The sequence below is a fragment of the Ktedonosporobacter rubrisoli genome (assembly GCF_004208415.1).
Taxonomy (GTDB): Bacteria; Chloroflexota; Ktedonobacteria; order Ktedonobacterales; family Ktedonobacteraceae; genus Ktedonosporobacter; species Ktedonosporobacter rubrisoli.
Genome location: NZ_CP035758.1, coordinates 5,733,717 through 5,745,394, shown reverse-complemented (window position 1 = coordinate 5,745,394; position 11,678 = coordinate 5,733,717). Strand labels below are relative to the sequence as shown.

Genomic DNA, 11,678 nt, shown 5'->3' with positions numbered 1-11,678 from the left:
GAGGGAAGCGAGCGAGCTGTGAAAGGAGCTAGTGCTGGTCCTTAAGGCAAAAGAAGCTACGAGTAAAATGATCTTCCGCAGTAGCTCATGCGCTTATGGGCTACTGCGGAAGGGCAAAGCTTATTTTTCGCTCTGCTGCGCAATCTGGATCTTTGAGTTGTGATTATTGAGCAGGTTGCCCTCCACACCTATCGAAGGGAGGAGCTGAGCCTGTGCCTGCGTGGTCATGGGCAGACCCCAGAGCTTGATAAAGCCGAGCGCGGCGTTGTGATCGAACTGGTCGCCGGTCTCGTAGGTGGCCAGGCTATGGCTATAGAGCGAGTTTTCCGACTTGCGGCCAACGATGGCGCAATGTCCGCGCGAGAGCTTCATGCGCACGGTGCCGCTAACGAAGCGCTGCGTGCTCTGTACGTACGTGGCGAGATCCTGATGGAGGCCGCTGTACCACTGACCGTTATAGATCAGGCGAGAGTATTCGGGGACCACAAGTTCTTTAAAGCGAATCTGTTCGCGGCTCAAAGTGAGCGTCTCAAGAGCTTTATGGGCAGCATGCAGGACCACAGCGGCGGGTGCCTCATAGATTTCGCGAGACTTGATGCCGACAAGGCGATCCTCGATATGATCGATGCGCCCGATACCATAAGCGCCGGCCTGCTTATTCAGCGTCTCTACGAGTAGCGCGCCATCCATCTCCTCGCCGTTCAAGGAGAGCGGAATGCCCTCATGGAAAGTAATTTCCACGTACTCTGGCTCCTTCTGCTCCAGGGTATCAGGATTGGCCGTCCAGGCATAGACCTCCTCGGGTGGCTCGGCCCAGGGGTCCTCCAGAATGCCGCACTCAATGCTGCGTCCCCATAGATTCTGGTCTACCGAGTAAGGGCTGGCATTGGTGACCGGAATGGGAATGTTATGTTCGGCGGCATAAGCGATCTCGTTATCACGCGTCATGCTCCACTCGCGCACAGGGGCAATAATCTTGAGATCGGGAGCCAGGGTATTGATGGAGACATCAAAGCGAACCTGGTCGTTGCCTTTACCCGTGCAGCCATGTGCTACAGCGACCGAGCCCTCGGTGCGCGCAACTTCGACCAGCAGGCGACCGATCAAGGGGCGGGCCAGCGCGGTGGCCAATGGATATTGGCCTTCATAGATGGCCCCGGCCTTCAGAGCGGGCCAGACAAAGTAGTTAACAAAATCTGAGCGGCCATCGACGACAATAGATTTGACGGCTCCAATCTTCTTGGCCCGTTCGGCAATCGCTGTGAGATCGCGCTCATTGCCAACATCGATGGTTAGCGCGATGACATCAAGACCGTATTTCTCTTTAATCCAGCGAATAGCAACAGAGGTATCCAGACCGCCTGAGTAGGCAAGTACAACCGTTGACATATGACTAATCCTCCTGCAAAATCTTGATAGTGTGAGAACCAACTAAGCGTTGTATTGCCTCTTTGAAAGTGGCTGAGCGCTCTTGCCAGGCGGTTCTGGCCTGCCCGATACGCTGCTGTATAGAATCTAGTCCAAGATTACCAGCGCCGCCCAGGTGACTGCGTGCTTGTAGGCGAGCTACCAGCTGCTCCTGGGTTTCAACCGGGAAAGGGATCTGTCGATCAAGCTGAGCCGTTACTTCGGCACCCACGATGCGATAGGCGTCACGGAAAGGGATATTGGATGTGCTGGCTAGCTCGTAGGCTCGGTCAGCGGCAAAGAGCTCAAAGGTGCAGGCGGCGACGAGGCGCTCTGTGTTGACCTTCAGCTTGCTGATCATCAGCGTACAGATATCCAGGCAATCCTCAGCTAGGTCCAGGGCTTCCATAAAGGGGCGCTTTGTCTCCTGATAATCCATGTTGTAGCCCGAAGGTAGGCCTGTGACGATGCCTAGAATCTGCTGTTGGAGCGCAAGCATGGTCTGTGCGCGCGCGCGCACAAGCTCCATAATATCGGGATTGCGCTTCTGTGGCATGATGCTGCTCCCCGTACAGATCTCCTGGGGGAGCTGGAAGAAGCCATACTCGACAGTGCTGAAGAGTAGAATATCCTGGGCCAGCTTACTTAAATCGAGCATGATCTGGGTCAAGGTCTGCAGAATCGCCGCCTCTATCTTGCCCCGGCTGTTTTGCACATAGATAACATTATTCTGGACGCGCGCAAAGCCCAGCAAATCAGCGACATACTGGCGATCGATAGGAACCGGGACGCCATAGCCGGCGGCCGAGCCCAGCGGAGATTGATCATTGAGCTGGTAGACGGCCGTGAGCAATTGCTCATCATCTAATAGGGCCTCGGCAAGGCCGGCGGCCCAGAGACCAACGGATGAGAGCATGGCCCGCTGCATATGGGTGTAGCCGGGCATGGGTACGTCCTTGTGGGCAGCAGCAAACTCTTGCAATGTCGCGCAGAGGGCTAGCAACTTGTTACTGACGCTATGCAGTTGCTCTTTGCCGTAGAGGCGCATATCTACCAGAACCTGATCGTTGCGCGAACGGGCCATATGGATTTTCTTGCCGGCGGGTCCGGCGGAAGTGACCAGGTAGTTCTCAATGCTTGTGTGCACATCCTCATCTGAAGGATTGATCGCGAAATCGCCCGACTGCTCAAGTTCCAGAACATTGCGCAGCGCCTGCTGGAGGGCCTGATGTTCGCTTTCGCTCAGATGGCCGATATGCTTGAGCATAGCGACGTGGGCCAGCGAGCCCCAGACATCGTGACGGATCAGGCGCGTATCCAGGTAGCTGTTCTGGGCTGCGGTGAAGCGCTCGACCTGTTCGTGGATACTATAGCCTTTTTGCCACAGTTTGGTCATGCTATATCTCTCCCTGCGGCGTGGCTAACGGCTGCTTGCTATGGATGATTGACAGAGAGGAGAGTTCGCGCAGGTGGGCGGTGAAAACCCTGCACGCCTGGGCTAGTGTGGTCCGGATCTTGCTAACCTGATTGTTGGTTACCATGTGTGATGCTCCTTCAACAAAATGTACAATGGAGGAGACAGGCAATAAAAAATCCCGCCCCTTCCTTGAATCATTTTGAAGGGACGAGAGTGCAGGGATCGATAATTATTGCCCTATACACACCCGTGGTGCCACCCTAATTGTCTTCCGATCTCAAACGAGAAGTCACAAGTGCTTGGTGATTCTGTTTGCCCTACCGCATTGTAAGCCAGGATGGAAAGACCACTTTTTCCGGTTATGTGCTGCGTGGGAACCACCCACCTGTCCTACTTATCGCTGGCGTTGCCAGAAATTTTCTTCGGTCAGCCGCTCACGAATGCGTTCTGCGAGTGCACTTCCGTTCCGAACTCTCACCTTACTCCGGATCGCTGTTGGCTGCTGCTCTCATACTACTTTCGATCAGCACGGGTCAGACTTTACTGCATTTATCTTCTGCTAAGCATACCAGCAGAATGGCCAAATGTCAAATCGCCGAGGCTGCCTTTATGCCTAACGCCTCTGAAAAGTGCTGAACAGTGCGATTATGAATACGAAAACGCTGGCCAGCACGCATGCGCCCGCTATGATGAGCGAAGAATAATGTATCTTCCCATCGAAATCTGCAGTGCTGGGATGGGCCGGGTTATACCAGCACTGGTAAGCCTGCCCAATCGTATACTTATTCATTGTGTCCTGCTGCTCCGTTGAGCTTGACGAGTCAAATTTACTATGGCCAGGATATCCTTGTCCGTTGCTAGCCTGAATATTGTAGGAGAGATCTACAACATAGCGCCGCTCTGTAGAATGCGTGGTATAGGTTCGGAGATGGCTGCCCGATCCACTTGTATGTGTTGTCGTGTGGGTTCGCATGTAGGTTGAAGTATTCTTGCTGCTAACTATACATTTTCCCTCAACATCGCTTAGCGAGGTAAAAAAGTCCATAAAAGTGAAGGCTGCAATGACTAATAATACAATTGGAAAGAGGCAACCAAATAGCACGCTTGTACAGGATCTCATAAGTCTATCACTTCTTTTTTTGATTTATAAATGTAGATAGGCAAAGTGTAACATATGATTTTGCCTGTGTACTGTGAGAGACTTATCAACCTGGCTGTGTAACGGATCTCAGCTATAGGTTCAGGAGAGAGGATGAGTTAATGCATGCGGCATTGTTGTATAAGTAACTGTACCAATATTTCCTATCTGGCGAAAGGGCGAGCTTATAAGGGGCGAGACGCCCCTGCCGAGCTTAAGCAGCATCAGGGCGTCGGGGTGGGTTGCGGGACCGGCGGGGCACTCGTGGGTTGTGGCTGCGGTACGCTTACGGTAGGCGCGGGCGGAGTTACGACTGGGGGTGCGGTAGGCCCGGGCTGGGAAGTTGGGATTGGTTTGGAGGCGGGTGGCGTAGCTACCACCGTTGGTGTTGAAGCCGGCGGATTAGCTTGCTGGCCCGCGCTGCCAGTTCCAGGTGTGGCCGAGGCTGAAGATGCTGCACCGCCCATAGGGTATGGCGTGGCAGTAGGCGTAGGTGGCGGAACGGGCACAAAACGCGGTGTCGTGGCTGTCGTATTGTACCAGCTTATGCCGAAAAAGGCGCTACAGATAATCACTACGGCAATAATACCCAGGGTTACTAGCGTTCTTGTGCTCACGGGCCTTTCTGTCGGAATGGTTGGCTCTGGTAGAGGCGCCGGCGGCGGAGCTGCCGAAAGGGGCCGTTTGCCAATTGTGGCGGGCCGCTGGACCTGTTGCTGGGGTATTGTTGGCGCATCAGCTGCGGCCACTTGCTGAGCCTGTTCTGGCTCTGTGGGTTGCTCTGAAATTGGAAGCTGTTGCTCCGTAGTTTGCTCTGAAAGAGCCGGTTGCTGTATCTCCTGGGCTGGATTATGGGGCATTTCTTCGGGCTGACCGGGCTGCATGAGACCTCCTTATCTATGCGCTTAACCGGGCTTCCCTCGCTTGCTAGATTGGTCACAAGCGGGAATTGCCCGGGCGGCAACGAGATTTCCAGGATAACTGACATAGATCTGCAAGCGAATCTTACGCCAGGAACTCACCCTCAGATACGTCAGAAGCCAGCAAAGAGTTTCAACGGCGTGTCTTCCCGCCAGGAGACTTTAACTTCTCTTTTGCCTGGTACCTTAGCTAAGGGCTTTGGCCTATCTGACGTTCTTCATCATTCTGCAGCTTTAAAGCGGGCGGGGGCTGCTAGCGATAACAGCGCGGAATGGAGCGCTGTTGTAAGGGGGTGAGCTTTGCCAAGCAGCTGCTGGCATTTTCTAAGCGCCATCTGGTAAAATCGCCTCGCGCGCTGATATTCTCCATCATCGCCGTTAAGCTGAGCCATGGTAACAAGCACTGCGACCGCATCGGGGTACTCGGAAGGCTCTTTCTGCAGCTTGCTTTAGTTCTCCCTGTTTAGCGAAAGCTATAGCCTCTTGCTTTAGTTTCTCGACCTCTTCCATAAAGATCTTCCTCTCCATTGCTTTACTTAAAAAGTAATAGAACGTCGAAGGTAGAACTCTTTGCCTATTCTCAGAAGAAAAAGGGTTCCTCTGCAGCAGAGGAAAGATGCTGCAGAGGGCTTTGGATTAGCCTGTATTGCGCAGGCCTGCCGCTATACCGTTAATGGTAAGGAGCACGGCATAGGTAAGTCGGGCCCGTTCGCGCTCTTCCGGGGTAGCCGTGGCCTCGGCCTGCTTATCAAGCGTTAGCGGACCGCCTAGCGTGCGCAGGCGATGAAGCAAGACAACCTGGAAGTAGCTCAATGGATCGACATAAGGATTGCGGAGTTGGATCGACTGTTGCAGCACGGGCGAAGTGTCGAGCAGCAATTTGCCGCCGACGATACTTACTACCGTGCGCTCTGTTCGTTCGTATTCCTCCTGAATCTCGCGCGAGATGCGCTGGCGTAAGGCCTCATCCTCGACAAGCTGGGCATAGCTCTGGGCAATGAGCATATCGGCCTTAGAGAGCGTCATCTGTAAGTTATCAAGGAAGGCGCGCCAGAAAGGCCAGTGGCGATACATATATTGAAGCTGGCCAAGATGGGCAGGATCTTCGTTGATATAGGCTTCGAGCGCGCCGCCCACACCATACCAGCTAGGGAGCACATAGCGGCTCTGCATCCAGGAGAAGACCCAGGGAATTGCGCGCAATTCTTCGATGCCGCGCCCTTTGGTCCGGCGCGCCGGACGAGAGCCGATATTGAGCCAGCCCAGTTCCAGAATAGGGGTCGCTTGCTCAAAAAAGCTAAGGAACGTTGGATCATTGTAGATCAGGTGGCGATAGCGCGCGTGCGCACTGGCTGAAAGGCGCTCAACCGCCGTGACCCATTCTGTTGAGGGCTGGGGATGCACCTGCGACTCGATAATGGCCTCGTCAGGGATGCTCGATTGCACAACGCCAGCCACCACAAGCTCCATGTTGCGAATAGCGATCTCATGCAGGCCATACTTGAAGGAAAGCATCTCGCCCTGCTCGGTTATTCTGATGCGTCCATTGACTGTGCCGGGAGGCTGACCGAGAATCGCCTCGTAGATCGGGCCGCCACCGCGTCCAATGGCGCCGCCACGACCGTGGAAGATAGTAATATCGATGTGATACTTCTGGCCAAGCTTAGCCAGGCGGCGCTGAGCCTGGTAGAGCTCCCAGCTTGAGGTGAGGATGCCACCGTCCTTGCTGCTATCGGAATAGCCAAGCATCACTTGCTGTTGCTTGCAGTTCTCGACGTAGGGACGGTAGTCTGGATGGGTGAAGGCTGCTTCGAGAATACGCGTACAGGTGCCCAGATCATCGATAGTCTCGAAGAGTGGCACGATCGGCAGATCTTTAATCCCCACTTCTTTGCAGAAGAATTGCACTTCGAGCAGATCGCTTAAGGTATGCGACATGCTGATAATGTAGCAGGTGACGGCTTTGGGGCCGAATTCCTCGTGGGCCTGGCGAATAGCCTGGAAGGTATTGAGAATGTGCCAGGTGTCCTGGCTGAGCTGTAATCCTTGACGCGTTACGATGCGTGGATCGTGCAAGAGATTCTCCAGGATGCGTAAGCGCTCGCTCTCTTCCAGCGTTGTGTAATCTTGCTCGCAAAGCCCGGTAACGCGCAGCAGTTCAGAGAGCGCGGCCGCGTGCCGCTCGCTGTGCTGGCGTACGTCAAGGGCGACGAAGTAGAAGCCGAAGATCTCAACCTGGCGGATCAGCTTGCGGATCTGCCCCTGAGCCAGATCCAGCTCTCCGTCAGCCAGTAAACTTTGACGGATTAGATGCAGATCCTTGAGCAGCTCTTCGGCGCTCTGATAGGCTACCGATGTCTCGTCCTGTTGTGCATCGGCGCTTATGTCTGTACCAAAGGACCGGCTCGCCGTATTGGGAGCTGGAGGCAGCGCAAGCGTCGCTTCCAGGCGTTTCCACATAAACGAGAGCTTGCGTCGGTAGGGCTCTAAAGCTGTTTGCGGGCCAAGCTCGCGATCATATTCGGGCAGGCAAGTCGCATCATACTCAAGCGATTGTTGTAACTCGGGTGTGATGTGAGCGTGGTTCAGAGATTGAGAATAGAGCTGGGCCAGGGCCTCGATTGCCGTGCGATAATGTTCGATGACGTAGCCGCGCTGCAGGCGTAGAGCCGCCAGGAGCGTATCTGGACCGACGAAAGGGTTGCCATCCTGATCGCCACCAATCCAGGAACCCAGGTGCATAAAGGGTGGAATGGTGACCCCGGGATAAGAAGCCTGAAGTAATTCTTCGAACTCTTCATAGAGATCAGGAAGTGCATCATAGAGAATCTCATCGAGGTAGTAGATGCCCATTTTGATCTCGTCGAGCGGTCGAGGACGCACCTGCCGAATGGCATCGGTTCGCCAGAGCAGATCAATGGTGCCCTCCAATTTGCGCTGCCAGTGCAGACGCTCGCGCGGCGTCATGCTTGCTTCGGCGCGATCATGCTCTTCTAGTAAGGCGGCTATGCGATTGGCTTTGGTGATCAAACTGCGCCGAGTCGCCTCTGTAGGATGTGCCGTGAAGACTAGCTCAATGGAGAGCTGATTGAGCAAGCCTTGCAGCGCACTTACATCAAGCTGGCTGTTTTTCAGGAAGTTAATCAAGGCCGCCAGCGAGCCGCGCTGAGGCTTATCGCTGTTGCTTACTTCGTAGTCCCTGCGGCGACGTATGCGGTGGTACTGCTCGGCAGTATTTACTAGGTGGAAATAGACGGTAAATGCGCGAATAACGTCGATGGCGGTATCCAGATCGCAGCTCTTAACAATCTCTGCGATCTCCTGGCCAAGCTGGTCGATCTCGCTCTGTAGCCTGATCGCCTCATCCGCGCTGGCCTGATGCAACTGTCGCGTACAATCGCGCAGCCGCTTACAATCTTTGCGCAGCCGCTCCACTGTATCAAAGACAGTATATCCGCCGTAGCGCTGAATGGCCTGACCCAGCGCATTACCTAACGTGCGGATATCATGTCTGAGCGGCGCGTCTTTCTCTTGACGATAATCTTGTTCTAACATGCGTGGAACTCTACAATCTTATTGGACAGCTGGCATTGCCGTTCACTTCTGGCTCTTCTTTGTGCCCTTCCATCTCTCTTATTCTATCATATCTAGCCCTCTTTTAAGCCTGCTAGGTAGTCTGCACAGATATCAGCCCTGTTTCGCGGGATATAGCCTCTAGAAAAATCTTTCCTGGCCCATCCGGTTAGCCATTCCTGTGTGTTTCTGTTTCATTGCTGTGCAAATTATACAAAACTTGGCGATAAATTTTGCGCATTTTGTCTCTTCTTTACGAGCTATATAGCGCTTATACTCTTGTAAGAAAGATGGAGATGCTGTAGCTGGCTTTCTATCTTTAAGCCTAAGAGGGACCGATTCTTGTAGTACAGGGAGGATCGTTGAGGGCCGTCTGGTTATAGCGAAGCAGCGCTTTGATCAGGTTATCGCCAGCTTAGATAAGCCTCCTTTGTATTGTCTGTTGACAGCAGCACGATGTTATAGCCAGGCTATAGATCGTGCTGTTGTGCTTTGCGCTTATGGTAGATGCGGAACAGGATACATCATCTTGTTAGCCGCCCTCTTTATAGTGAGCCAGAATGTTGGCTTGTGGCCAGAACTGTCTTGAGCGCTGCTTCGATAATTTCAATGGCTGTATCTATCTCATTCTCGGTTATAGAGAGTGGAGGAGCTATACGCCAGCAGTTAGCAGCGCCGTCGATAGAGCGTATTATGTTCATTGAGAGGCCTTGGCGTAGGCATTCATCAGTAATTGCCTGGGCCAGAGCCACCGCAGGTTTTTTGCTTGTACGATCCTCAACCAGCTCCACACCAACCAGCAGCCCTTGCCCACGTACATCTCCAAACTGTTCGTATTGCCGCTGCAATTCTTGTAAGCTGTTCAGCAGATACTGGCCTCGCTGCTGCGCTTGCTCAACCAGGCTCTCATTCAGAATAACTTCAAGTACGGCAAGTCCGACGAAGGCAGGCAGCGGGTCAGAGATATGAGAGGTGACATGCAGGAAGCCTTTATTGTAACAGTCATCTTCAATCTCGGCAGTTGTGAAGGTCGCGGCAAGCGGCACACCGCCGCCAAGCGTCTTAGAAACCGTAAAGAGATCGGGCTCAATCTGGTAGAGCTCAAAGCCGAACATTGCTCCCAGGCGGCCAAAGCCGGTCTGAGCTTCATCAATAATCAGGAGCATGCCACGCTCGGCACAGTGTTGCTTTAAGCGTTGGAAATAATCGGCAGGCGGTACAATAACGCCTCCTGCGGAAAGTACAGGCTCAGCGAGGACAGCGCATAGAGATCCTACTGATTGCTGATCGATGAGCTCGAAGCCGGTATCCATGCAAGTACAATCGCAGTTGCCATTACAGTGGCGGATCGGGCAGCGATAAGCATATGGCGCGGGCAAGGCAAAGGTGCCAGGCATGAGAGGTCCGTAGCCAGCATGTCCGCCTGTAAGGTTGAGCGAAGCAACACCTGCCTGTAGGCCGTGCCAGCTGCGTGTCAGGCCAACAACTTCAAAGCGCGCGGTATGCATTTTGGCCAGGCGCAAGGCTACCTCGTTTGATTCTGCACCTGTGTTAAGAAGAACTACTTTGTTCAATGAGGCAGGAGCGAGCTTGACAAGCTTTTCGGCAAGCTGCAGGACAGGCTCAGAAAGCATCCATGAGTTGAGGTGAATAACGCTCTCCAAGGCTTGCTGGATGGCGGCGCTAATTCCCGGGTGGTTATGCCCAATAGTTGAACAGATCTGACCTGATGTGAAGTCAAGGATACGTCGGCCATCGCTGGTTTCGACCCAGGCTCCAGAGGCGCGAGTTACTGTAAAGGGGGCAAAATCGCGTGAATAGCGAATGAGAAAACGTTCGCGTTCGTCGTACATGAGCAATTCCCTTCGTATTGCACGAGCTCTACTGTACTACAAATTTATTAGATTGACGCATAAATGCTAGCGAGAGATACCCGCAGCGGGAGGATAATGCATGATGAGGGTGGAGCACGCTCCGGTATTTGAGCTATAGGAATGTGGAAGATCGCCTGGGAAGCGCACCGCGTCGCCAGGCTGTAGTAGCACCTCCTGTCCTTCTGGCCCGAGGCGGAGATCGCCTTCGCTACAAACAACAAATTCTTCACAGCCGGGTGCGTGTGCTAGCGAATGATAGGTTGCACCCGCTGGCACAAGCATCTCATAGATCTCTGTTCGCTGATTGCGACCTTCAACCAGGAGCGTACGTATGCGTAGACCGGAGTCAGAGACTGCAACCCGGCCCTCGTCTTTGCGAACAAGATAAAGCTGAGGTTGGTTTTCTTTGGCGAAAAGGTCTCCCACTGGAACGCTCAGAGCGCTGGCGATCCGACATAAGACTTCTAAGGATGGATTACCCTGCCCCGCTTCGATCTTAGAAAGGCTGGTTTTAGCAATACCGGCCTTCTCAGCCAGGGCACCCATCGATAAGCCTCTACTTTCGCGATGCGCTCTTATCGATTGAGCCAGTAAGTTGCTGGTGGTGTGCAAGGAGACCATCGATATTCCTCCGGTGTAGCTTATAATGGACGACTGTCCAATCTATAATGTTAATTATAATGTACAATCGTCCATTATACAAGGGGATTGAAAGCCGGAGGTGCTTGATGAAGTACCAACTTGCCAAGGTTACTACAAGGGAACCTGGCGAAAAGCCAAGCTATTTCCACCTGATTTTCTTCATGACCGGCTGAGCTGGCTGACCGTTTTGAAAGAGCGGCTCCTCAATGCCCCAACTCCAGGACACGCGGGGAGTAATCACGAGATAGGTACCAGGTCCGCGAAAGCCTTCTTGCAGCGTTGCAATCTCTGCATCGCCATGTAGCTTGATGCCGCGTGGCTCAAACGGCTCTAGCGTTTTGAGATCATCGATGAGTAAGCATACCTTGCCTTGTCCCGAGGCAATATTTTTGTACTTGCGCGTGTTCTCCAGGAAGTAGCCGCCGATGTAGAAGCGCTCGCCATCAAAAGCAAAGGCCACCGAGTCAACGTCGGTCTGGTCATTACTGGCTACAGTACCCAGGCGGGCCAGTGCTTGAGACTGAAGATATGCGCGCTCTTGTGCTGAAAACATGATTTTTCCTCTTTCCTGTGTTTATTGCTGATATTGATGTACTATCAGCTATACTAGTTTTCTTACTTTGGTTTGAATGTGATGAAAACGTTTCTAGCGCTGGGCTTAATTACTCTCTCTGTAGAGCAAGCTACCGAAAAGCAACCTGCTACTA

Annotated in this window: 10 protein-coding genes; all 10 read right to left on the bottom strand. The window is 53.3% G+C overall.

The window, feature by feature from the left end; all coding sequences use genetic code 11:
• Positions 1–120: 120 nt before the first annotated feature.
• Positions 121–1,389, bottom strand: a complete 1,269-nt coding sequence (locus tag EPA93_RS25020; protein WP_129890124.1) for an argininosuccinate synthase — start codon at positions 1,387–1,389, stop codon at positions 121–123.
• A 4-nt stretch (positions 1,390–1,393) separates the two neighbouring features.
• Positions 1,394–2,803, bottom strand: a complete 1,410-nt coding sequence (argH, locus tag EPA93_RS25015; RefSeq protein ID WP_129890123.1) for an argininosuccinate lyase — start codon at positions 2,801–2,803, stop codon at positions 1,394–1,396.
• Between the two features lies 1 nt (position 2,804).
• On the bottom strand, positions 2,805–2,948 hold the full coding sequence (locus EPA93_RS48565; RefSeq protein WP_165423377.1) for a hypothetical protein: 144 nt from the start codon (positions 2,946–2,948) through the stop codon (positions 2,805–2,807).
• A 489-nt stretch (positions 2,949–3,437) separates the two neighbouring features.
• Complete coding sequence (locus EPA93_RS25010) at positions 3,438–3,944, bottom strand: DUF3592 domain-containing protein (protein ID WP_129890122.1); 507 nt, start codon at positions 3,942–3,944, stop codon at positions 3,438–3,440.
• 242 nt (positions 3,945–4,186) lie between these two features.
• Positions 4,187–4,846 (bottom strand): hypothetical protein, encoded by a 660-nt coding sequence (locus EPA93_RS48560; protein ID WP_165423376.1) that lies wholly within the window; start codon positions 4,844–4,846, stop codon positions 4,187–4,189.
• Positions 4,847–5,103: 257 nt separating this feature from the next.
• Positions 5,104–5,274, bottom strand: coding sequence for a tetratricopeptide repeat protein (locus EPA93_RS51055; protein WP_422877897.1), 171 nt, complete (start codon positions 5,272–5,274; stop codon positions 5,104–5,106).
• A gap of 244 nt (positions 5,275–5,518) precedes the next feature.
• Positions 5,519–8,437, bottom strand: coding sequence for a phosphoenolpyruvate carboxylase (gene ppc / locus EPA93_RS25000; protein WP_129890120.1), 2,919 nt, complete (start codon positions 8,435–8,437; stop codon positions 5,519–5,521).
• Positions 8,438–9,000: 563 nt separating this feature from the next.
• Positions 9,001–10,308, bottom strand: a complete 1,308-nt coding sequence (locus EPA93_RS24995) for an aspartate aminotransferase family protein (RefSeq protein WP_129890119.1) — start codon at positions 10,306–10,308, stop codon at positions 9,001–9,003.
• Between the two features lie 66 nt (positions 10,309–10,374).
• Positions 10,375–10,950 (bottom strand): helix-turn-helix domain-containing protein, encoded by a 576-nt coding sequence (locus EPA93_RS24990; RefSeq protein WP_129890118.1) that lies wholly within the window; start codon positions 10,948–10,950, stop codon positions 10,375–10,377.
• Between the two features lie 160 nt (positions 10,951–11,110).
• Entirely contained in the window at positions 11,111–11,524 is a 414-nt protein-coding gene (locus EPA93_RS24985; RefSeq protein WP_129890117.1) for a PPOX class F420-dependent oxidoreductase, read from the bottom strand.
• Between the last annotated feature and the right edge of the window lie 154 nt (positions 11,525–11,678).